Origin of the sequence: Rhizobium acaciae (assembly GCF_025941625.1) — a bacterium.
In the GTDB taxonomy this organism is placed as follows: Bacteria; Pseudomonadota; Alphaproteobacteria; order Rhizobiales; family Rhizobiaceae; genus Rhizobium; species Rhizobium acaciae.
In genome coordinates, this window is the sequence record NZ_JAPCZO010000032.1 from 55,017 (window position 1) to 77,108 (window position 22,092).

The 22,092-nt window shown below is 59.1% G+C and carries 23 protein-coding genes; 11 read left to right on the forward strand and 12 right to left on the reverse strand.

Going from position 1 to position 22,092, the window contains the following annotated elements; genetic code table 11:
- Positions 1-63: 63 nt before the first annotated feature.
- Genes OLZ32_RS34435 through OLZ32_RS34450 form a run of 4 tightly spaced genes read right to left on the reverse strand, consistent with a single transcriptional unit; the run spans position 64 to position 2,819 of the window.
- Positions 64-441: a helix-turn-helix domain-containing protein gene (locus OLZ32_RS34435; RefSeq protein ID WP_003544097.1), complete on the reverse strand. Its 378-nt coding sequence runs from the start codon at positions 439-441 to the stop codon at positions 64-66.
- Entirely contained in the window at positions 438-1,004 is a 567-nt protein-coding gene (locus tag OLZ32_RS34440; protein WP_003544095.1) for a Smr/MutS family protein, read from the reverse strand. The genes OLZ32_RS34435 and OLZ32_RS34440 overlap by 4 nt, the downstream gene beginning before the upstream one ends.
- On the reverse strand, positions 1,004-2,122 hold the full coding sequence (gene mltA / locus OLZ32_RS34445; protein ID WP_003544093.1) for a murein transglycosylase A: 1,119 nt from the start codon (positions 2,120-2,122) through the stop codon (positions 1,004-1,006). Before mltA ends, OLZ32_RS34440 begins: the two co-directional genes overlap by 1 nt.
- Positions 2,115-2,819: a Tim44/TimA family putative adaptor protein gene (locus tag OLZ32_RS34450; RefSeq protein ID WP_003544090.1), complete on the reverse strand. Its 705-nt coding sequence runs from the start codon at positions 2,817-2,819 to the stop codon at positions 2,115-2,117. Before OLZ32_RS34450 ends, mltA begins: the two co-directional genes overlap by 8 nt.
- A 131-nt stretch (positions 2,820-2,950) precedes the next feature.
- Between OLZ32_RS34450 and OLZ32_RS34455 the strand changes: the two genes are divergently transcribed.
- Complete coding sequence (locus OLZ32_RS34455) at positions 2,951-3,457, forward strand: FxsA family protein (protein WP_319641148.1); 507 nt, start codon at positions 2,951-2,953, stop codon at positions 3,455-3,457.
- 101 nt (positions 3,458-3,558) lie between these two features.
- The gene (gene secB, locus OLZ32_RS34460) at positions 3,559-4,041 is read left to right on the forward strand and encodes a protein-export chaperone SecB (RefSeq protein WP_003544086.1); all 483 of its coding nucleotides are present in this window, start codon (positions 3,559-3,561) and stop codon (positions 4,039-4,041) included.
- A gap of 67 nt (positions 4,042-4,108) precedes the next feature.
- Here secB and dnaQ read toward each other — a convergent pair whose 3' ends face one another.
- The 5 genes from dnaQ to OLZ32_RS34485 are packed head-to-tail and all read right to left on the reverse strand — an operon-like array spanning position 4,109 to position 7,739.
- Positions 4,109-4,831 (reverse strand): DNA polymerase III subunit epsilon, encoded by a 723-nt coding sequence (dnaQ, locus tag OLZ32_RS34465; RefSeq protein WP_017989864.1) that lies wholly within the window; start codon positions 4,829-4,831, stop codon positions 4,109-4,111.
- Complete coding sequence (gene coaE / locus OLZ32_RS34470; RefSeq protein ID WP_017989863.1) at positions 4,824-5,435, reverse strand: dephospho-CoA kinase; 612 nt, start codon at positions 5,433-5,435, stop codon at positions 4,824-4,826. Before coaE ends, dnaQ begins: the two co-directional genes overlap by 8 nt.
- Positions 5,435-6,292 carry a shikimate dehydrogenase gene (locus OLZ32_RS34475; protein WP_264424772.1) on the reverse strand — a complete coding sequence of 286 codons (858 nt, stop codon included), beginning with the start codon at positions 6,290-6,292 and terminating at the stop codon, positions 5,435-5,437. Before OLZ32_RS34475 ends, coaE begins: the two co-directional genes overlap by 1 nt.
- The gene (locus OLZ32_RS34480; protein WP_003544081.1) at positions 6,285-6,884 is read right to left on the reverse strand and encodes a Maf-like protein; all 600 of its coding nucleotides are present in this window, start codon (positions 6,882-6,884) and stop codon (positions 6,285-6,287) included. Before OLZ32_RS34480 ends, OLZ32_RS34475 begins: the two co-directional genes overlap by 8 nt.
- A gap of 33 nt (positions 6,885-6,917) precedes the next feature.
- Positions 6,918-7,739 carry a pyruvate, water dikinase regulatory protein gene (locus OLZ32_RS34485; RefSeq protein ID WP_264424774.1) on the reverse strand — a complete coding sequence of 274 codons (822 nt, stop codon included), beginning with the start codon at positions 7,737-7,739 and terminating at the stop codon, positions 6,918-6,920.
- Between the two features lie 401 nt (positions 7,740-8,140).
- Here OLZ32_RS34485 and hemE point away from each other — a divergent pair, with 401 nt between their 5' ends.
- The 8 genes from hemE to OLZ32_RS34525 all read left to right on the forward strand — a co-directional run bounded on the left by hemE (position 8,141) and on the right by OLZ32_RS34525 (position 16,917).
- Complete coding sequence (gene hemE / locus OLZ32_RS34490) at positions 8,141-9,172, forward strand: uroporphyrinogen decarboxylase (RefSeq protein ID WP_264396468.1); 1,032 nt, start codon at positions 8,141-8,143, stop codon at positions 9,170-9,172.
- A gap of 2 nt (positions 9,173-9,174) precedes the next feature.
- Positions 9,175-9,711, forward strand: a complete 537-nt coding sequence (gene hemJ / locus OLZ32_RS34495) for a protoporphyrinogen oxidase HemJ (RefSeq protein ID WP_264396467.1) — start codon at positions 9,175-9,177, stop codon at positions 9,709-9,711.
- A 197-nt stretch (positions 9,712-9,908) separates the two neighbouring features.
- Positions 9,909-11,174, forward strand: a complete 1,266-nt coding sequence (gene rho, locus OLZ32_RS34500; RefSeq protein ID WP_003544076.1) for a transcription termination factor Rho — start codon at positions 9,909-9,911, stop codon at positions 11,172-11,174.
- A 102-nt stretch (positions 11,175-11,276) separates the two neighbouring features.
- A complete protein-coding gene (gene mnmE, locus OLZ32_RS34505) occupies positions 11,277-12,596 on the forward strand; it encodes a tRNA uridine-5-carboxymethylaminomethyl(34) synthesis GTPase MnmE (RefSeq protein WP_264424775.1) in 1,320 nt (439 codons plus the stop codon).
- A 72-nt stretch (positions 12,597-12,668) separates the two neighbouring features.
- The gene (mnmG, locus tag OLZ32_RS34510) at positions 12,669-14,546 is read left to right on the forward strand and encodes a tRNA uridine-5-carboxymethylaminomethyl(34) synthesis enzyme MnmG (protein ID WP_264424776.1); all 1,878 of its coding nucleotides are present in this window, start codon (positions 12,669-12,671) and stop codon (positions 14,544-14,546) included.
- Positions 14,547-14,571: 25 nt separating this feature from the next.
- Positions 14,572-15,189 (forward strand): 16S rRNA (guanine(527)-N(7))-methyltransferase RsmG, encoded by a 618-nt coding sequence (rsmG, locus tag OLZ32_RS34515; RefSeq protein ID WP_003544069.1) that lies wholly within the window; start codon positions 14,572-14,574, stop codon positions 15,187-15,189.
- 19 nt (positions 15,190-15,208) lie between these two features.
- Complete coding sequence (locus OLZ32_RS34520) at positions 15,209-16,003, forward strand: ParA family protein (protein WP_003544055.1); 795 nt, start codon at positions 15,209-15,211, stop codon at positions 16,001-16,003.
- Between the two features lie 32 nt (positions 16,004-16,035).
- Entirely contained in the window at positions 16,036-16,917 is an 882-nt protein-coding gene (locus OLZ32_RS34525; RefSeq protein ID WP_264424778.1) for a ParB/RepB/Spo0J family partition protein, read from the forward strand.
- Positions 16,918-16,998: 81 nt separating this feature from the next.
- On the opposite strand, the gene holA is transcribed toward OLZ32_RS34525, so the two are convergent.
- Genes holA through leuS form a run of 3 tightly spaced genes read right to left on the reverse strand, consistent with a single transcriptional unit; the run spans position 16,999 to position 21,191 of the window.
- Entirely contained in the window at positions 16,999-18,039 is a 1,041-nt protein-coding gene (gene holA, locus OLZ32_RS34530; protein ID WP_003544052.1) for a DNA polymerase III subunit delta, read from the reverse strand.
- A 10-nt stretch (positions 18,040-18,049) separates the two neighbouring features.
- Positions 18,050-18,571, reverse strand: a complete 522-nt coding sequence (gene lptE, locus OLZ32_RS34535; RefSeq protein ID WP_264396462.1) for an LPS assembly lipoprotein LptE — start codon at positions 18,569-18,571, stop codon at positions 18,050-18,052.
- Positions 18,561-21,191 (reverse strand): leucine--tRNA ligase, encoded by a 2,631-nt coding sequence (gene leuS / locus OLZ32_RS34540; RefSeq protein ID WP_264424779.1) that lies wholly within the window; start codon positions 21,189-21,191, stop codon positions 18,561-18,563. Before leuS ends, lptE begins: the two co-directional genes overlap by 11 nt.
- A 200-nt stretch (positions 21,192-21,391) precedes the next feature.
- Between leuS and OLZ32_RS34545 the strand changes: the two genes are divergently transcribed.
- Positions 21,392-22,051 (forward strand): YggS family pyridoxal phosphate-dependent enzyme, encoded by a 660-nt coding sequence (locus OLZ32_RS34545; protein ID WP_017989854.1) that lies wholly within the window; start codon positions 21,392-21,394, stop codon positions 22,049-22,051.
- Positions 22,052-22,092: the final 41 nt, after the last annotated feature.

The following is a 22,092-nucleotide window of genomic DNA, read 5'->3' on the forward strand; positions in this document are numbered from 1 at the left end:
ATATAGGTTTTTTGAACCCACTTCCCAATGGCAAGTCCCTAAAACAAGGCATAAAACAGGGGATTATGACGCTTTTCCGTCGCCTTTTCCGCCATTTTCGAGAAGAGCCGATAGCCGGCCTATCTCAGCGCTGTCAAGGTTGCGAATCCGACGGGCCAGCCGGTTGGCAAATTCGGTATATTCGGGGGGCAGGCCGGAGGTGTCGATCACGACACGCGGGTCGGACGAGCGGGCGAGCAGGAACAGTTCCTCGGCCTCATCCCAGATGATGTTGAAGTAGCCGGCGATGCGCTGCAGCAGATCGAATGTCGGCAAACCACGCTTTCCATGTTCGAGCGCCGAGAGATAGGCAGGGGAGACATTCAGCGCTTCCGCCATCTCCTTCTGCGAGACGCCCTTGCGCGCCCGCAACCTGCGAACCGCCTCTCCGAAGGGTGTCATGGCCTTTCCCCATGCCGCCGCGACAGGCGAATGTAGAGCGCGCCCTCACCGCCATGATGCTGTGCGGCCGGTTCATAGGAGGAGATCAGGTAGCGGAATTCCGGCTTCGAGAACCAGAGAGGCACGGCCCGCTTCAGCGCGCCCTCGCTGCCCATCGAGCTGCCCTTGCCCGTAATGACCAGCACATGGCGCATGCCGCGCTCATGGGCGCGGATCAGGAAATCGAGAAGGATGGCATGGGCCTCGCTCTGCACCAACCCGTGCAGGTCGATCCGCGCTTCGAGCGCCAGACGACCCTTGGCGATCTTCCGCTTGACCGGCTTTTCCAGCGGATGATGCACCCCGGCCGATGGCTTCACCGTGGACGGTACTGCCGGCTGCGGCGCCGTGGGTGTGGCGGGCGTCTGCTTTTCCTGCTCCCGTTCGGCCGCCGCTTCGGCTTCGGCAAGAAAGGCATCGAGTTCGGTCAACGCCCCCGCCTTGCCGGGCATCGGCCGCGTGCTGCGGGCGACCTTGCCCCAGAGGATCCTCTCATCCGCACTCAGCTTGCGATCCCCGGCCATCAGTCGAATCTTCCGGCGGCGGCATTGGGAATGAGGATGGCGAAATCGGCCTCGTTGCGGACCGTGCCGGCACTTTCCCCGGCGATATCCCCCGAGCCGGTGAAGATATCACCCCTCGCCGGCCCGACGATCGCCGAACCGGTATCGAGCGCCAGCATCAGCCTGCGGAACGGTCGGCCCTGGTCGAGATGGGTGAGGCTTTCGGCGCGAATGAAAAAGGGAAAGCCGAAGGTATGGATCATCCGGTCGACCGCAAGCGCGCGGCCGGCGAGAAGCGGCACCTTAGCGGCCGCGATCGGACCGGCCTGCGGATCGGTAACCGGCGCTTCACGGAAGAAAATATAAGAGCGGTTATGCCATAGTACTTCGTCGACGCGCTCGGGATTGCGCGCCAGCCAGGCACGGATCGCCTGCATCGAAATCTCCGCCCGATCGATCTCGCCGCGCTCGATCAGCAGCTTGCCGATCGCCGAGAAAGCATGGCCGGCCTTCGCGGCATAGGTGATGCGGCCGATACGACCATCCTCATAACGCAGGCGGGCGGCACCTTGTACATGCACGAAGAAGACATCGACCTTCGACTTCGCCCAGGCGATTTCGAGGCCGCGGCCCTCGAGAAATCCCTGATCGATGGCGCAACGGTCCGGATAGGCAGTGACGTGGCCCTTCTGCAGACGGCCGAAAGCATAGGCCTTGTCGAACCCGGCGGGGCGATTGGCGTCATCGAGATCGATCAGATCGTCCGGACGCCGGTAGAAAGGAAAACGGAAAATTTCGTCCGGACGCTCAGACACGTCGATATCAGGTTCGTAGAAGGCGGTGACGAAGCCGGAATTGCCGTCGTTGCGGCGAATCAGAAAGGGCCGACAGTGCATCTCGAAAAAAGCGCGCGCCGATTCCGGAGAGGACGGAGTGAAATCTTCGGCGGCGGCGAGAAGCGGAAGCAGGTCTTCCGAGCTCAGGCCAAGCGATCCGGTGCGGTACGGTTTGACATCGGTGATTTGCCGCCGACAGCTTTGCATGACTTCAAAAAGGCCGGAGGGATCATCATCCTTCCAGCCTTCCAGAGTGTCGAAGCTTATGGCCTGCAGGACGAAGTCCGATGCGTGGTCACTCATGTTCCGATTCGGTCGCCACAAGTTTCCAGTTCGGATCGCGCGAGCGGGTGTCGCGGGCGAAGGTCCAGACGTCATTGACCTCGGCGACGTTTTCAGCGTCGCCCTCGATCAGAACGTCGGCCTTGTCGTAAGTGGCCGATATCAGCTGGCTGGCAATGCGCACGGTGATCTGTGCTTCGCTGCCCTTGGTCTCCGCATGGGTGATCTCAGCCTTGTCGATGCCGACGAAAGTGGACTTCACCTTCTCGCCCCGGGCTTCGCGCTCGCCGATCGCCGCATCGAAGCCGTCATAGACTTCGCGGGACAGCAAGTTTTTCAGTGTTTTCCGGTCGCCATCGGCATAGGCCATGACGATCATCTCGTAAGCCATGCGGGCGCCGTTCAGAAACTCCTTCGGGCTGAAGGCGGGATCGGCCTTGTTCAGCGCACGCAGCGATTCGTTGAGCGGCGTTCCGGGCGCCGCGAAAGCATCGATGGCGGCGAAGCGATCCTCATCCTCCGTCGTCGCATCACGCCGCGGCAGCGTCACGACCTTGCCGGCATCAGCGGCTTCGGCCGGAGCCGCATCCCGCGGCGTATAGAGATCGCGCGGCGGCTTCTCATTTCCTGTACGGCGCCCGAGCACGGAGCGGAGCTGAAAGAAAATCAGCACAGCCGCCACCAGGAAAAATAATGTGATGAAGTCGTTCGAACTCATATCGTATCGCAGCCGCCGTTAACATCTCTGATTTGTACTCCCATATAGTCTGCCTATACAGATGATTCAAATGATGGCTGGCATCTTCGCCATCGCCAAGAGGAGACCGGCGAGCCCGGGACATGACCGACATGCGTTTTTCGATCCTGCCAGCCTTCATTCTGCTGCTGCCGTTCGCCGAAATTGCCGGTTTCGTCGTCGTCGGCCAGGCTATCGGATTGTGGCTGACGCTTGTTCTCGTCATGCTGGGTTTCGTTCTTGGCGTGGTTCTGCTGCGCCGGCAGGGAATCGGTATTTTGCGCCGCATGTCGAGCGAAGGACGAAATGGGGTGATGCCGGGCCGCGACCTGCTGCGGCCGGCGATGAACGTCATCGCCTCGCTGCTCCTGATCATTCCTGGCTTCCTCACCGATATCATCGCGATTCTCATTCTCATTCCGCCGGTGCGCGATCTCGTCTGGCGGGCGATCGCCAAACGCTTCGTCGTCGTCAATGCCAAAGGCGGCTCTTCTGCCAGCCCGCAACCCGATTTCCGCGACCGCAAGCCGAACTCGAAGGTGGTCGATCTCGACGAGGAGGACTATCATAGAGAGCCGGATCGCAACTCGCCGTGGTCCGGCAAGCATCTTGGCGATTGAGGCACTGCGGCTGATCAACCGAGCCAAACGCCCAGGGTTGTAAGCCCTTCCCTGAAATGTTAGATGGCGGCACCATTCCCATGCCCCTCGAGGAAAAGCCAATGGCAGACGATAACAACAGCAACGGTGCGGCCAACCCCACCCTTTCGATCCTTGCGCAATATACCAAGGATCTGTCCTTCGAAAATCCGGGTGCGCCGCGTTCGCTGCAGGCCCGCGACAAGGCGCCGACGATCAACATCAATGTGAACGTCAACGCCAACCCGCTTTCCGATACGGATTTCGATGTCGTGCTGTCGCTGAATGCCGAAGCCAAGGACGGCGACAAGACGGTTTTCCATGCCGAACTCACCTATGGCGGCGTTTTCCGCGTTGCCGGTTTCCCGCAGGAACACATGCTGCCGGTTCTCTTCATCGAGTGCCCGCGCATGCTTTTCCCCTTCGCCCGTCAGATCATCGCCGACGTCACCCGCAATGGTGGTTTCCCGCCGCTGATGATCGACCCGATCGACTTCACGCAGATGTTCGCTCAGCGCGTTGCCGAAGAACAGGCCCGCGCCAAGGTTCAGGCCGTTCCGAACTGACCGGCTCTTTCTTGTCTGAAATGCGGATGCCCGGGCTGGTCCCGGGCATTTTCAATTGAGGACTGGTTTAATCGAGGCTGGCGTATTTTGCCCAAACGCTTTTTTCACCGAGCTTGGCGACGAGCGCCTCATGCGCCTGCTCCTCGGTTTGGCTGAGGCGCGGGGCGAGCGGCCGGGGCCGCTCGAGCACGGCGGCAATCACCACGTCGTCTTCCATCCCCATCTCACCGCGAGCTGCCTGGTTGGATTTGCCGACCATGCCGAGGCCAAGGGCCGCCTGTCTGCCGCCGATCATCTCGATATAGACTTCGGCAAGCAGTTCGGAGTCGAGCAGCGCGCCGTGTTTGGTGCGGTGCGAATTATCGATGCCGTAGCGCCGGCAAAGCGCATCGAGCGAATTCGGCCCCATCGGATGTTTGCGCCGCGCCATCGACAGCGTATCGAGCACCCGTTCCGGCAGGATTGGCGGTAAACCGATCCGCGCGAATTCCGCGTTGATGAAGCCCATATCGAAGGTGGCGTTATGGGCAATCCACTTCGCATCGCCGAAGAAGGTAAGGATTTGTTCGGCAACCTCGGCGAAAGGCTGCTTGTCCTTCAGGAATTCATCGGTAATGCCGTGCACGGCCAGCGCATCCGGATGAACCTTCTGATCTCCAGGATTGATGAAGATATGGATCGTGTTGCCCGTGGGGAAGTGATTGAAGAGCTCGATGCCACCGATTTCGATGATGCGGTCGGCGCGGTTGTCGAGGCCGGTTGTTTCCGTATCGAAGATGATCTCACGCATTCCGGAAATCTCCCTTGGCAATCCGCGTTTTCAGGTCGGCGACGATCTCGAACACCCGTTCCCTCGTCGTCGCGATACTGTGACTGGTGTCGATCAGATAATCGGCCCGGCGCCGCTTTTCCGAGTCCGGCGTCTGGCGTGAGAGAATCATGTCGAATTTTTCCTCGGTCATGCCTTCGCGCGCAAGCACCCTTTGGCGCTGAATCTGTGGATCAGTGCTGACGACGACGATGACATCCACTCTTGCCTCGGCGCCGGTTTCGAAAAGTAATGGAATATCGAGCAATACCATGTCGGCGCCGGCGTCGCGTTGTCGCTTGAGAAATTCCGTCTCGCGTTTGCGAACCAGCGGATGGACGATCGCTTCCAGGCGTTTGAAGCCGTCAGGATCAAGAGCGAGCTGGCGGCCGAGTTCACGCCGGTCGACTGCTCCATCCTTCATCGTGCCGGGGAAAGCGGCATTCACCAGGGGTGCAGCCTCGCCGGCATAGAGATCGTGGACCGCGGCATCCGAATCGTTCACCGGGATTCCGGCATCGGCGAAGAGCTTTGCCGCCGTCGATTTTCCCATTCCGATAGAGCCGGTAAGGCCGATCTTCAGCATCAGTGTGCGTCCATATCCGTGATGATGAGCGCACGCAGCGCCGCATCGACGATGGGACGCTGGCCGAACCATTTCTCGAATCCGGGCACAGCCTGGTGCAAGAGCATGCCGAGACCATCGACGATGGGAAGTCCTTGCTCTTCCGCTTGGGCCAGGATCGGCGTCTTCAAGGGCACATAAACGATATCGGTGACGATGGCATCGGCCGCAAGTGGCGAGAAATCGAGTTGCGGCGCCGGCTCGCCGTCCATGCCGAGCGAGGTGGTATTGATGAAGAGGCCGGCCCCTCTCATCACTTCGGCAAGCGCCCCGGCCGGATGAGCCTGGACACGCGGGCCAAAACGATCCGCGAGTTCACGCGCGCGTTCGACGGTGCGGTTGACGACGTGGATCTCCTTGAAACCGCGGTCACGGACCGCCTGGATGATCGCCCGGCTGGCGCCGCCGGCGCCAAAGACAACAGCCGTGCCATGCCGGTCCCAGCCGGGATGGCGTTCGTCGAGATTGGCGATGAAGCCACGACCGTCGGTATTCGTCGCATGCAGGGCGCCATCCTCCCGCCAGAGCGTGTTCGCGGCGCCGAGTTCGCGCGATAGTGCGTCCGGCTTGTCGGCGAGCCGGAACGCCAATTCCTTGTGAGGAATGGTGACATTGCCTCCGGTAAAGCCGGAACTGCCATCCTTCAACGCGTGAATGAAGTCGGCAAAGGCCTCGGGTGCCACTTCATGAGCGCTGTAGCTGCCTGGCAGGCCGAGTGTCTTCAGCCAATATCCGTGGATCAGTGGTGAGCGCGAATGCTTGATGGGAAAGCCCGTGACAAATGCTTTCGGCCTGAATGTTTCACGTGAATCACCCATCGATTGCTCCGAGTTCTCGCAATTTTTTTAGGAGCGGCAGCATCGGCAGGCCGAGAATGGTGAAATAGTCACCCTCGATCTTTTCGAAGAGCTGAATGCCCTCCCCCTCCAATTGATAGGCGCCGACGCTGGAAAGCGCCCGTTCGCCAACCCGCGCCAGATGTCTGGCGATGAACTCCGCCGTCAGCGGTCGCATCGTCAGTTCCGCATGCGCGAGATGTTCCCACAAGACCACGCCGTCGCTGACGATGGCAACGGCGCTGTTCAATCGGTGGGTTACGCCGGAAAGAGCTTGAAGGTGGCTAGCCGCGTCAGCCAGGTCCTTCGGCTTATGGAAGACACTGTCGCCGAGCGACATCGTTTGATCCGAACCGATGACCAGGCCATCCGGAAAGCGGCTGCTGACTTCCTCGGCCTTGGCCCTGGCCAGGACGAGGGCCACGGCATCAGGCTTAGTGCCGGCTTTTTCCAGCGGCGCTTCGACGGCCCGTTCATCGATCCTTGCGGAATGCGCCTCGAAGGACAGACCGGCATTTTCCATCAGCATCCGGCGAAAGGGACTCGACGATGCAAGGATGAGTTTCGGCGTCATGGGTTCCTCGGCGTGCCGGCTTTTCGTCAGCGCTTAGCGCAGCTTCGGCCGCAGGGCAACGATTGCCGCGGCTGTTTCCTCGATAGAGCGGCGGGTGACGTCGATCAGCGGCCAGTTATGACGGGCGCAAAGCGAGCGGGCATATTTCAGCTCCTCGGAAATCGCGGCGCGATCGGTGTAGTGTTCGCGATCGAAACCCTGCGTTACCCCGAGCACCCGGTTTTCCCGCACCTGGGAAATACGGTCGGTGGTGGCGATCAGGCAGACGATCAGCGGTTTGCTCGCGACGAAGAGGCTCTCGGGCAATGGCACGCCATAGACGATCGGGATGTTCGCCGTCTTGATGCCTCGGTTGGCAAGATAGATGCTGGTCGGTGTTTTCGACGTCCGGCTGATGCCGATGATCACGACATCGGCGTCGTTGTAATCGTCGGGCATCTGGCCGTCATCGTGATCCATGGTGAAATTCAGCGCTTCGATGCGCGCGAAGTAGCCGGCATTCATCACATGCTGGGCCCCGACCCGACGGCGCGACGGGGCGCCGAGATAGATCTGGAAGGCATTCATCACCGGCTCCAGCACATTCACCGAGGCGACGCCCATCTCGATGCAGCGTTCATCGATCAGGCTCGCAAGCTCCCGGTCGACGATGGTGTAGAGCACGATGCCGGGGGCGTCATCGATCGCCTGCAGAACCGGCAGCAGCTGCTTGCGATTGCGGATCAGCGGATAAACATGTTCGATCGGCTGAGCCGATCTGAACTGCGCCGACGCGGCGCGCCCGGCGGAGATCAGAGTCTCTCCCGTTGAGTCAGAAATCAGATGCAGATGAAAGTAGTTCGTTCTGTTCTCCACGCTATTTTCCGCTGCCTGTTGAAAAGACTGGATGAAACAGAGCTACGGCGGCGAGGCAGTCTCCGGCAAGGGAAAACATGCCTCCTTATCCACATTTCGGATTCTGCGGATTGGTTTCGATTGGCCCTGTGGACGATGGGGAAGGGATCTGTTTCCTGAAAGCTGGTCCACAGCTTATCCACAGCGATGAGAAAAATGGCCGGTCCGGAAGGATTTGGAATCATTTTCAGATTCGGATTCTTCCCGAGATTCAGACGAGATCGACGAATCCCTCCTATGTTCTTTTGCAGGCGCGCGACAAATGGCATCGGCGGTGGATGGATTTTAATCCTTGATAGTCACCGACTCTAAGAAATAGAAACCTTTTAAAATATCTTTGTTTTTTTATAGGGAAGAAGCGGTTGAGCGATACGCGCCGAAAGATCATGAGGGTTTTGAGTGGCGAGAGCCTTTCCCCTCCTCCTCTCTGGCTGATGAGACAGGCAGGACGCTATCTTCCGGAATATCGGGAGACACGGGCAAAGGCAGGGAGTTTTCTCGATCTCTGCTATACGCCTGAGCACGCCGTCGAAGTGACATTGCAGCCGATCCGCCGCTATGGCTTCGATGCGGCCATTCTGTTTTCCGATATCCTGGTCATTCCAGACGCAATGAAGCGGAATGTCCGGTTCACCGAGGGCCATGGCCCGGAGATGGATCCGATCGATGAAGCCGGGATCGGCAGTTTGAACGGTGAAGAGGTTGTCGATTATCTCAGGCCGGTTCTAGAGACGGTACGGCGGCTGCGTGAAGAACTGCCAGTGGAGACGACGCTGCTCGGCTTCTGCGGGGCGCCATGGACGGTTGCGACCTACATGATTGCCGGTCACGGCACGCCGGATCAGGCCCCTGCCCGTCTCTTCGCCTACAAGCATGCCCGCGCTTTCGAGCATCTGCTGATGCTGCTTGCCGACGTATCGGCCGATTATCTCGTCGCCCAGATCGATGCCGGCGCCGATGCCGTGCAGATCTTCGATTCCTGGGCAGGTGTTCTCGGCGAGAAGGAGTTCGAGGCGTTTGCGATGAGGCCGGTTGCGCGGATGATTGCTTCGGTCAAATCGCGACGGCCGCATGCTCGCATCATCGCTTTTGCCAAGGGCGCCGGCTATCAGCTCAAGACCTATCGCCAGAAGACGGGCGCAGATGCGATCGGCCTCGACTGGTCGGTCCCGCTGGCCTTTGCAGCCGAACTTCAGAAAGACGGACCGGTTCAGGGCAACCTCGATCCGATGCGGGTCGTTGCCGGCGGCCGGGCGCTGGAGGAAGGCATCGACGATATTCTGCAGCATCTCGGCAATGGTCCGCTGATCTTCAATCTCGGTCACGGCATTACACCGCAGGCCGATCCCGAGCATGTGCGTCTGTTGGTGGATCGTGTGCGAGGCGGGGCGTGACGATGGAAAAGCAGACCGATCGGAGGTCTGGCGCTTACGCCCGGCGCCGGGCTCATTTTGCGCTGGCCTTCTTTGCGCTGATGGCGATCGGGCTTTTTGCCTGGAACCCCGATAATCTCTACCTCTGGATCAAGGCGCTGCATATCATCGCGGTCATTTCCTGGATGGCTGGGCTGTTTTATATGCCGAGGCTGTTCATCTATCACACCGATGCGGAGCCTGGCTCGGTGCAATCAGAAACCTTCAAGGTGATGGAGCGCCGGCTGCTTCGGATCATCATGACGCCGGCGATGATGTTGACGTGGATTTTCGGCCTCTATCTCGCCTGGTCGGTTTATGGATTCCACGGCGGCTGGCTGCATGCCAAGATCGGTCTCGTCCTACTGCTGACCGGTGTTCATGTGTTTTTCAGCCGCGCCGTCAGGGCCTTCGAGCGGGATGAAAACCGTCGCTCCGCACGCTATTGGCGGTTCATGAACGAGGCGCCGACGGTGCTGATGATCCTGATCGTCATCCTCGTCGTGGTGAAGCCGTTCTGAGGAAAATCGTCCTCAGGTTAAATTTGCTTCATTTTAAGCAGCCCTCTTGCGGCAACGATTGCGAGTCGCTATTTTCCGCGCACCTCATCTACGTGGCATGTGTGTAGAGTTCAGTCGTCTGCGAGCCCTTTCGCGGTACCGAATACGACCCAACATCGCCTTTCCCCTTTGAAATTGAAAAGAGTATTGGTCACTTCATGGCTGAAATGAAGCTTCAGGAACTTAAGAGTAAATCCCCGACGGATCTGCTGGCATTTGCCGAATCGCTCGAGGTCGAGAATGCAAGCACGATGCGCAAGCAGGAGCTGATGTTTGCGATCCTCAAGATGCTTGCCAGCCAGGATGTCGAAATCATCGGCGAAGGCGTCGTCGAAGTGCTGCAGGACGGTTTCGGCTTCCTGCGGTCGCCCAATGCGAACTACCTGCCTGGCCCGGACGATATTTATATCTCGCCGTCGCAGATCCGCCGTTTCTCGCTGAAAACCGGCGATACGGTCGAGGGGCCCATCCGTGGGCCGAAGGAAGGCGAGCGCTATTTTGCGCTGCTCAAGGTCAACACCATCAATTTCGACGATCCGGAAAAGATCCGTCACAAGGTTCATTTCGACAATCTGACGCCGCTCTATCCGAATGAGCGCTTCAAGATGGAACTCGATATTCCCACCACCAAGGATCTGTCGCCGCGTGTGATCGACCTGGTGGCGCCGCTCGGCAAGGGCCAGCGTGGATTGATCGTCGCACCACCGCGCACCGGCAAAACCGTGTTGCTGCAGAACATCGCGCATTCGATCACCGCCAATCATCCGGAGTGCTATCTGATCGTCCTGCTGATCGATGAACGCCCCGAAGAAGTGACCGACATGCAACGCTCGGTTCGCGGCGAGGTTATCTCCTCGACCTTCGACGAACCGGCCGTGCGTCACGTGCAGGTGGCGGAGATGGTCATCGAGAAGGCCAAGCGGCTTGTCGAACACGGACGCGACGTTGTCATCCTGCTCGATTCGATCACGCGCCTGGGCCGTGCCTATAACACGGTCGTTCCCTCGTCAGGCAAGGTCCTGACCGGCGGTGTGGACGCCAACGCTCTGCAGCGGCCGAAGCGCTTCTTCGGCGCGGCGCGTAACATCGAGGAAGGCGGCTCTTTGACGATCATCGCGACCGCGCTGATCGATACCGGCAGCCGCATGGACGAAGTGATCTTCGAAGAATTCAAGGGCACGGGCAACTCGGAAATTGTCCTCGACCGCAAGGTCGCCGATAAGCGTATTTTCCCGGCCATGGACATTCTGAAGTCCGGCACGCGCAAGGAGGACCTTCTCGTTCCGCGCCAGGATCTGCAGAAGATCTTCGTGCTCCGCCGCATCCTGGCTCCGATGGGCACGACCGATGCGATCGAATTCCTTATCGACAAGCTCAAGCAGACGAAGAACAATTCCGACTTCTTCGAATCGATGAATACCTGATCCTTAGCCGGATTCACCGTATAAGAGCTGGAGGCATCATCACGATGTCGCCAGCTTTTCTATTTGAGAGGAATCGATTTCGATTCCAATGGACCAAGCGATATGGCCATGTTGAGTGACACCATATATGCGCTATCAAGCGGTGCGCCGCCTTCGGGGGTCTCAGTCGTTCGAATCAGCGGCCCGCTGACCAGAGACATATTGGTGAAGCTCGTCGGTTCCGTTCCGGCGGCCCGGCATGCGTCTTACCGAACGATTCGGACTCGTAACAATCATCCGATCGATAGCGGCCTGGTGATGTTTTTTCCTGCTCCGAATTCGTTTACCGGCGAGGATGTTGCTGAGCTGCAGATCCACGGAAGCAGAGCCGTGCTGGCGGCGCTGTTTCACGCGCTTGGCGATATTCCGGGTGTTCGGATGGCGGTTGAGGGTGAGTTCTCCCGCCGGGCTTTCGAGAACGGCAAGCTTGATCTCGTTGAGGTGGAAGGGCTGGCCGATCTGATTGGCGCCGAGACAGAAATGCAGAGACGCCTTGCGGCCGAACAGAGCGCAGGCGGGCTGTCGGCAATTTACGATTCGTGGGCGGAACGATTAACGCGCGCCCGAGCGCTGATCGAGGCGGAGCTTGATTTCCCGGACGAGGACGACGTTCCAGGGTCGGTATCGGATGTGGTCTGGGCCGATATGGCGAAGCTGCGCAGCGATATCGCGGATCACCTGGCGGCGGCTTTGGCCGGCGAGATCATCCGAGACGGCTTCAAGGTGGTCATCGCCGGCGCTCCGAATGCTGGAAAGTCGAGCCTGTTGAACGCTTTGGCGCGTCGAGACGTGGCAATCGTGACGGAGATTGCCGGAACCACCCGCGATGTCCTGCAGGTTGATCTCGATATTGATGGTTACCTGATCAAGCTCTATGACACTGCGGGTCTTCGCGAGGCGGACGACAAAGTCGAAATGGAAGGGGTGCGGCGCGCGCGCGTAGCACTCCGTGATGCCGATCTAGTCCTGTTGCTGGTGGACATGACGAAACCTCTGATTCCCGATGACTTGGAGCAGTCCTCTTCGCATGTTACTGTCGGAACAAAGAAGGATCTGACCGAAGTCACTTCGGGTCGTTATGATCTGCAGATTTCCACGGCGACGGGTGACGGTCTGCCGGAATTGCGGCAGTTGATCGGCGACATCGTCGAGAGACGTTTTGCCGGCCTGTCTATGGCAATTCCCAGCCGGCAGCGGCATAAAGATTCGCTAGCGAAATGTTTAGCGGCGGTTGATGCGGCCATATCGCGGCCGGATGTGAATCTTGAACTGCGGACCGAGCAGCTGCGAGTTGCCGCGGAGTATTTGGGCAGAATTACCGGACGAGTGGATGTCGAACAATTGCTCGGGGTCATCTTTTCCGAATTTTGTATTGGCAAATGATTCACGTGAAACCTTTAGAGCCAAAGGTCTGCACGGTTTCACGTGAAACGCCTGCCGGATATGGAGTCTTGAATGACGGATAATGTCTTCGATGTGATTGTGATCGGTGGAGGCCATGCGGGGTCGGAGGCTGCCAGCGCAGCTGCGCGTCTCGGGGCGAAAACCGCTCTGATTACGCATAGACGAGACACGATCGGGGTCATGTCGTGTAATCCGGCGATTGGTGGGCTGGGCAAGGGCCATCTTGTTCGGGAGATCGATGCGATGGATGGCCTGATGGGTCGCGTCGCCGATGTTGCAGGCATTCAATTCAGGATGCTCAACAGGAAGAAAGGTGCGGCTGTCCGAGGACCGCGAACACAGGCCGATCGAAAGCTTTATCGCCTGGCAATGCTGGCGGCGATCGAAGCGACGCCGGACCTGGATATCATCGAAGGCGATGCGTTTGATCTGGACGTTGTCGATGGCTGCGTCGCCGGCGTGATCATGAAGGATGGTCGAACCCTGAAAGCGCCGGCGGTGGTTTTGACCACTGGGACCTTTCTCCGCGGTCTTATTCATATCGGGTCGGAAAAGACACCGGCCGGACGTGTCGGTGAAGCGCCGTCGATCGGATTGTCTGTGACCCTCGCCCGATTGGGACTGCGGCTGGGGCGCCTGAAGACCGGCACACCCGCCCGGCTGGACGGAAGGACGATCGATTGGCAATCCATTGGTCGACAGGGAGCGGACGAGGAGCTTGTCCCCTTCTCCTTCATGACAGACGCGATCACCACGCCACAGATCGAATGCGGGGTCACCAGGACGACCGAAGCGACCCACCGCATCATTGTCGACAACATCATGCGCTCGGCAATGTATTCCGGGCAAATCGAAGGCGTCGGGCCTCGTTATTGCCCGTCGATCGAAGACAAGCTGGTGAAATTCGGAGAGCGGGATGGACATCAGGTCTTTCTCGAACCCGAGGGACTGGACGATGACACGGTTTATCCGAACGGGATTTCTACCTCCTTGCCTGCAGAGGTCCAGGCCGACTTCATCAAAACCATTCCCGGCCTCGAGGCCGCAACAATACTGCAACCGGGCTATGCGATCGAATATGATCATGTCGATCCGAGGGAGCTTACTCCATCGCTGGAGGTTAAACGGCTGAGAGGCCTGTTTCTCGCCGGCCAGATTAATGGCACCACCGGATATGAAGAGGCGGCAGCGCAGGGATTGGCAGCCGGGCTGAATGCCGCATTGCGCAGCAGCGATTCGGATCCGTTTCATTTCAGTCGGACGAGTTCCTATATTGGCGTCATGATCGACGATCTCACGTCACGAGGCGTTACGGAACCGTATCGAATGTTTACTTCGCGTGCGGAGTATCGGCTGACTTTGCGAGCTGACAACGCCGATATGCGCTTGACGCCGCTGGCCATGCGGCTTGGCTGCGTCAGCGACGCACGAGTGCAGCGATTCACATCCTATCAGGCAGAGGTCGAAACCAGTCGGGCGCTGTTACAATCGCTGGCGGTTACCCCGAATGAGGCGCGTCGCGCTGGCTTGAATATCAATCTCGATGGGCAGCGCCGAACCGCGTATGATTTGCTGTCCTATCCGAATTATGATTTCGCCGCGCTCCGGCATGTTTGGCCGGAGCAGCTCGGCATGATTGGACCGAAAGTCGCAGAAGCGCTGGAAATCGAGGCCGGGTATTCGGTTTATCTCGATCGACAAGCCTCGGCGATTGCCGATCAGCAACGCGACGAGGAGCGGCAGATACCGCTTGATTTCAACTATGACGCACTGTCCGGTCTCTCGAACGAGCTGAAGGTCAAGCTCGGCGCTGCCCGTCCGTTCAATATTGCCCAGGCTGCAATCGTCGAAGGGATGACGCCGGCAGCAATCGCACTGCTGCTCGTGCACCTGCGTCGACTATCCTCTGCCGAGCGCCAGAGCGCTTGATTACCAAATTTGAGAGTCTTTCAGAATGGAATTAAACGGTTTGCGTGTTTCACGTGAAACACAGGAGCGGTTGCAGCACTTTGCAGCGCTGTTTCAGAAGTGGGCAAAGGCAATCAATCTGGTGGCGCCGTCGACACTCGATGATCTATGGCACCGGCACATCGCTGATAGCAGCCAGCTCTTTCAGATCCATCCTCAACCGACTACCTGGGTTGACCTCGGCAGTGGGGGCGGCTTTCCCGGCGTTATTACGGCGATCTTTCTGGCCGAGCTGAAAGGAGGATGGGTCCATCTGGTTGAAAGCAACCATAAAAAGGCAGCGTTTCTGCGGACGGCGCTGCGGGAGACACATGCGCGCGGGAGCGTCCATAGCATTCGAATCGAAGATGCTTATACGGAGATTGGCGAATGTGGTGCGATTTCAGCGCGTGCCCTTGCCGATCTTGATGGGCTCATCGGATATTCATCGCCCTGGATGCTTGGCAGGGAAAATTGTCGTGGCTTCTTCCATAAAGGCCGGGATTACCGAAGGGAAATCGACAAAGCACGTGGTCGGTGGGAATTCGATCTGCTAGAACATAAGAGCGCCGTCGAGCAGGAATCTGTTATTTTGGAAGTATCAAATCTCCGGCGCTTGGTTTAACAGATCGGATATTGCGGCAATGGCTGGCGAACGACATCGGATTATCACCATCGCAAATCAGAAGGGTGGCGTTGGCAAGACGACCACGGCAATCAATCTGGCAACGGCGCTTGCTGCCATCGGCGAGCGCGTCTTGATCGTCGATCTCGATCCGCAGGGCAATGCCAGCACCGGCCTCGGTATCGATCGTCGTGATCGCAAGCTGTCCTCCTACGATCTGATGGTCGGTGATCGTGGGATTCCCGACGTGACTCTTGAAACAGCGGTTCCTAATCTGTTTATCGTCCCGTCGACGATGGATCTTCTCGGCATCGAGATGGAAATCTCACAGCAGAGCGATCGGGTGTTCAAATTGCGGAAAGCGCTGTCTTCGCCCGAAGCCATGGCGTTTTCTTATATTCTTCTGGATTGCCCGCCGTCGTTCAATCTGCTGACGATGAATGCCATGGCGGCGGCGCATTCGGTCTTAGTGCCGCTGCAATGTGAATTCTTTGCGCTGGAAGGGTTGAGCCAGCTGCTTGAGACCGTCAGCCAGGTTCGGCGAACGGTTAACCCGAGTCTGGATATTCAGGGTATCGTCTTGACGATGTTCGATGCGCGCAACAATCTTGCCCAGCAGGTTGTGAACGACGTGCGTACGCATCTCGGGGACAAGGTTTACCACACGTTAATTCCGCGCAACGTCCGGGTTTCCGAGGCTCCGTCCTACGGTAAGCCGGCTATTCTCTATGACTTGAAGTGCGCGGGCAGTCAGGCCTATCTGCAGCTGGCCTCCGAGGTCATCCAGCGAGAACGCCAAAGACTGGCCGCGTGATATCATTTTAGGGGTGTAGGTGAGTGTAGATCATGAATGACGATGTATCAAAGAGGCGATTGGGCCGCGGCCTTGCGGCGCTGATTGGTGAAATGGATCAGCCTGTCCCGGTGGAAGCCGAGCGGACTATCAGCGCCGACCGAATGATTCCGATCGAGTTCGTCAGCCGCAACCCCCGCAATCCCCGTCGGTTCTTCGATGACTCGGAGCTGCACGATCTCGCAAGCTCCATTCGTCAACACGGTATCGTTCAGCCGATTGTTGTGCGGACGATGTCGCGGGATCGATATGAGATCATTGCCGGCGAACGACGCTGGCGCGCAGCTCAGCTTGCCGGGCTGATCGAGATTCCCGTCATTATTCGTGATGTGGATGATAAGACGGCACTGGAAATCGCGATTGTCGAAAACGTGCAGCGCGCGGATCTCAATGCCCTCGAAGAGGCCTTGGGTTATGAGCAGCTGATCGCGGAATACGGCTACACCCAGAACGACCTCGGCGAAATCATCGGGAAGAGCCGCAGTCATGTCGCCAACTCGTTGCGCCTGTTGAAGTTGCCTGATTCGGTGCGAGATCTGCTTGCTGCCGGCAGCCTATCGGCTGGGCACGCGCGCGCTTTGGTTTCAACATCCGACCCGGCAGGTCTTGCCCGTACGATTGTTGCCAAGGGCATGTCGGTGCGTGATGCGGAAAAGCTGGCGCAAAACAATATCAAGGCCCAATCGGAGCCGCAGCAGACGGCCTTGCGGCGAGATCAGAAAGATTCCGACACGCTGGCGCTGGAACGGACACTTTCCGATGCGCTCGGCCTTGATGTTGCGATCAATCACAAGGCAAGCGGCGGCCAGATCAAAATTTCCTATAAGTCGCTAGAGCAGCTCGAGGAAATCTGCCGCTTGCTCGAGAGGCGTTAGAGCACCGACGCTCTAACTCCTTGAAACAACCTATCGTGCTTTCCGAAAATCGGCCATGATTTTTGGGCCGACGTGCACTGGTCAGGCGGATTTCCGGCCGGATTGAAGGGTGGTGGACAGAAGCGTTTGCATCGCGACGCTATCCTCCAGCACCTGTCGCCGTCTGCTTTGCAGAATAGCGGCCTGTAAACGATTGGATTCACGGGCGATGCTTTCCGCGGTCCACTGGCGCAGCGCCTGTTCGATGATCGGCTTGCGGCGGAAATGCAGATGCCGCCCCATCGTCTGCATGATCTGAGGCGGCTGCAGCCGTTTTTCATCCATTTCGGCACGCATCGAATCCAGAAGTTGGAATTGCTTCAGGCATGCCTGCAGAACGAGAAAGATTGCGGTTTTCGAGCTGGTGATTTTTTGCATGGCGTGCAGAAAAGCGTTGAGATCACCGCCGAGGATGGCATCGACGGCGTCGTCAACCGAGATGGCGCTGGCGTCGCCGATTATTTCGGTAACGTGATGTTCTTCGACCGTATCGAAGCCCCGGCAGTAAAGAGCAAGTTTGCGCACCTCGTTTCGGGAAGCGATCCTGTCGCCGCCGATCAACGCGATTAGCGCTTGTCGCGCGGCCGGCGTAATGCCGAGCTTCTCTGCACCGAGCTCGGTATCGATCAATGCATTCAAGGCGCGGCTGTCATCGGCGTAGGACGGGATCGTCATGACGGATCGTGCGGCTTCTGCGGTCTTGCGCAGCAGGGAACCTTTCTTGAGGTCACCGGACTCCACAATCAGAGACGCGGCTTCGAGCGGTTTTTCGGCCAGCAGCGCCAGGGAATCGACGAGGTATTTCTCGTTGGCAGCACCACGGATCCAGATCAGTTTCTCACCGCCGAACAGACCGATCGATTGGACCTCGTCGACCAACCGACCGGGGTCTTTCTGCAGGTCGCCGATATCGAGCTTCGTCAGGGAGAAGGGATCATCGAGAGCAACACCGCTCCTGGCTGCGAGCAGGCTTGCCCGTTCGGAAACGAGGCCGCGATCCGGCCCGTAGATGACGAAAATCCGATAGTTCCGTGCCGATTTCTGCAGGAAAGTCTCGAATTCGTGGGATTTTATCTCTGCCACATCTCCGCCCTCAGCGGCTGAGGGCAGCGGCGATATCGGCTCCCACGAATTCCGCCACCTGATCCGCCGCGCGGTTCTGGGCATCACGGATCGCACGCTGCTTGGCGAATTCCTGTTCGGAGAAATCCACCAGCGCCGTGGTCGCGCGGCTGCCGGCCCTGATGACGTGATTGTCGGTCGCCGAACGCAGCGTGTAGGTGACGCTGACGGTCACACGGCCAGCGCGCGACGTATCCGTCGAATCCGTCAGGAGTGTGTCGGCAACAGACGTGGTAGCGCGAATCTCAACCTGATATTGCGGGTTTACCGCTTCACCGGCACCGCGCGACGCAAGGAAGATGAGGCGATTGCGCACCTGCTGCTCGACGCGGCTGCTTGCTGGGGAAAAGCCGACCGAGGAAAGCTTTTCGACGACACCGGAACTCTCGGAGTAAAGCGGTCGGACCTGGCAGGCGGAAAGAAAAGCCGCCGAGGCAAGGATCACGGCGATGCCGGCATTGCGGGCCAGCTTGCAAGCGATATCAGACGACAATGTTTACAATCCTTTGGGGAACCACGATGATCTTCTTCGGTGCTTGTCCGTTCAGCGCGTTCTTCACCGCATCCAGATCCAGCACGGCGTCGGTGACGGCATTCTGATCTGCATCGCGAGAAATTGTCAATTCAGCGCGTTTCTTGCCGTTGATCTGTACCGGCAGGACGACATTGTTTTCGATGACGAGTGTTTCGTCGTATCGCGGCCAGCTTGACCGGGCAAGCAGGCCTTCATTGCCGAGCGCGGCCCAGCACTCCTCGGCCAGATGCGGCGTCATCGGAGAGACGAGTTGAATCAGGATCTCGGCGGCATCGCGTACCGCCGCGCGGTAGGTGGCATCACCCTCGCCCACCGCAACCCTTGTCATCGGGGCGGCCAGCGCGTTGACGAGTTCATAAATTCGGGCAACGGCCTTGTTGAACCAGAGCTTGTCATAGTCGTTCTGGACAGCCTTCAGCGTTTTGTGGGCGGCCTGCGAGATTGACAAGGCTTCCCCATCGGTTGCCGGCGCAGGTGCGACGGCGGAGAGCGCGTCCGCAGCTTCGGAAATCAGGCGCCACAGACGCTGGGTGAAGCGATGAGCGCCCTCGACGCCTGCCTCGGACCAGATGACATCGCGCTCCGGCGGGGAGTCGGACAGAACGAAGAAACGAGCGGTATCGGCGCCGTAGGAGGCAATGATATCGTCAGGATCGACGACGTTCTTCTTCGATTTAGACATTTTCTCGATCGAGCCGATCGAGACTTCCTCGTTGTTCGTCAGCAGGAAAGCCCGGCGTTTGCCGTCAAGTTCGTCGATGCGGATATCGGCGGGTGCCACCCATTCGCGGCTGGCGCCTGCGCCGCGGCTATAGGTTTCGTGGACCACCATGCCCTGGGTGAAGAGACCCTTGAAAGGTTCGGTGGCGGCGACGTGACCGGTCTCGCGCATGGCGCGGGTGAAGAAGCGGGAATAGAGCAGGTGCAGGATCGCGTGCTCGATGCCGCCGATATACTGGTCGACCGGCAGCCAGCGGTTTGCCGCCTCCGGATCGGTCGGCTTGTCTTCCCAGGGCGCGGTGAAGCGGGTGAAATACCAGCTTGAATCGACGAAGGTGTCCATCGTATCCGTCTCGCGGCGGGCATCCTTGCCGCAGTTCGGGCAGGAGACATGGCGCCAGGTCGGATGACGGTCGAGCGGATTGCCCGGTTGGTCGAAGGTGACGTCGTCGGGCAGCTTGACCGGCAGGTCCGCCTTCGGCACCGGCACGACACCGCAATCATCGCAATGGATGACCGGGATCGGGCAGCCCCAATAACGCTGGCGGGAAATGCCCCAGTCGCGCAGACGGAAATTGACCTTGCGTTCGGCCTGCGGCGCATTGCCGAGCGAAGCAGCCGACAGCCGATCGGCGACGATATTGAAGGCTTCCTCAGTCGTCTTGCCGTCGAGGAAGCGCGAATTGATCATCACGCCATCGCCGTCATAGGCCGTGTCGCCGACGGAGAAGCTTGCCGCATCGCCATCCCTCGGCATGACGACGGCCACCACCGGCAGGCCATATTTGCGTGCAAAATCAAGGTCGCGCTGGTCGCCCGAGGGGCAGCCGAAGATCGCGCCCGTGCCATAATCCATCAAGACGAAATTGGCGATATAGACCGGCAGCTCCCAGGAAGGATCGAGCGGGTGCCGGACGCGGATACCGGTATCCATGCCCTTCTTTTCGGCGGTCTCGAGTGCTGCGAGCGAGGTGCCGGCGCGGCGGCACTCGTCGCAGAAGGCGTCGATCTCAGGGTTCTTCGCGGCGGCATCCTTCGCCAGCGGATGATCGGCGGCGATTGCCAGGAAGGAAGCGCCGAAGAGCGTGTCCGGCCGGGTGGTATAGACCGTCACTTCGCTCTCGCCGGCAGGTGCCGTTTCCGGCACGATCTCCCAGCGGATCGTCAGGCCTTCCGAACGGCCGATCCAGTTCTTCTGCATCAGGCGCACTTTTTCCGGCCACTGGTCGAGCGTATCCAGCGCGTCCAGCAGATCCTGGCTGAAGTCGGTGATCTTGAAGAACCATTGCGTCAGTTCGCGCTGTTCGACCAGCGCACCGGAACGCCAGCCGCGGCCATCGATCACCTGTTCGTTGGCGAGCACGGTATTGTCGACAGGATCCCAGTTGACCTTCGATTGCTTGCGATAGACCAGACCCTTTTCCAGGAAATCCAGGAAGAGATGCTGCTGGTGCTGATAATATTCGACGTCGCAGGTGGCGAATTCGCGGCTCCAGTCCAGCGAAAGACCCATGGCCTTCAGTTGCGCCTTCATCGAGCCGATGTTTTGGTAGGTCCACGAGGCGGGATGCACGCCGCGCTCCATGGCGGCATTCTCCGCCGGCATGCCGAAGGCGTCCCAGCCCATCGGATGCAGCACGTTGTAACCGCGGGCGCGCTTGTAGCGGGCGACGACATCGCCCATGGCGTAGTTGCGGACATGACCCATATGGATGCGCCCCGACGGATAGGGGAACATTTCGAGGACGTAATATTTTTCGCGCGGATCGGCATTGTCGGTCTCGAAGACCTTGTCTTCATTCCATTTCTGCTGCCAGCGGGGCTCGGCATCGCGCGGATTATAACGTTCGGTGGCCATGGTATTCGTATTTCCGGAAAATCAGGGGAGTTGGTCGAGACCTTCACCATGAAACCACCGTAGCGTCAAGTTTTGCAGGCGCTGCAAGCGTGCGATCTTGATCACGCGCAAGCGATTTCGCGAAGGCGGGTCTTGGCAAGCACAGGTTGGCTGGTTAGTTCATTGCCAATCCTTTCATGCTGGTAAGTCGAGGCAGAACGATGGAACTTCAAGAGCGGTTGAACGACGTGCGATCACGAATTGCGGCCGGGGAACGCGCGGCAGGTCGTCCGGCGGGTTCCGTTCAGCTGGTCGCGGTGTCGAAGACCTTCGAGGCGGACGCGATCCGCCCGGCCATCGAAGCCGGGCAGCGTGTCTTCGGCGAGAACCGGGTGCAGGAAAGCCAGGGCAAGTGGCCGGCGCTGAAGGCCGAGCATCAGGATATCGAGCTGCATCTGATCGGGCCGCTGCAATCAAACAAGGCGGCGGATGCCGTCGCACTTTTCGACGTCATCGAGACGGTAGATCGGGAAAAGATCGCCCGCGCGCTTGCCGAGGAGATGAAGTGGCAAGCCAAGGCGCTGCGGCTCTATGTCCAGGTCAATACCGGGCTCGAACCGCAGAAGGCCGGCATTGCTCCTGACGACACGCCAGCCTTCGTCGCCCTCTGCCGCGACGAACTCGGCCTTTCGATCGAAGGTTTGATGTGCATTCCGCCGGCCGAGGAAAATCCCGGGCCGCATTTCGCCCTGCTGGCAAAGCTTGCGCTCAAATGCGGCGTCGAAAAACTTTCCATGGGCATGTCGGGCGACTATGAGACAGCCATCGCCTTTGGCGCCACCAGCGTGCGTGTGGGGTCAGCGATTTTCGGCACGCGCTGAAACGCTGCTTTGGTCGGGCTTCCTGTTCCCCTTAATGCCGC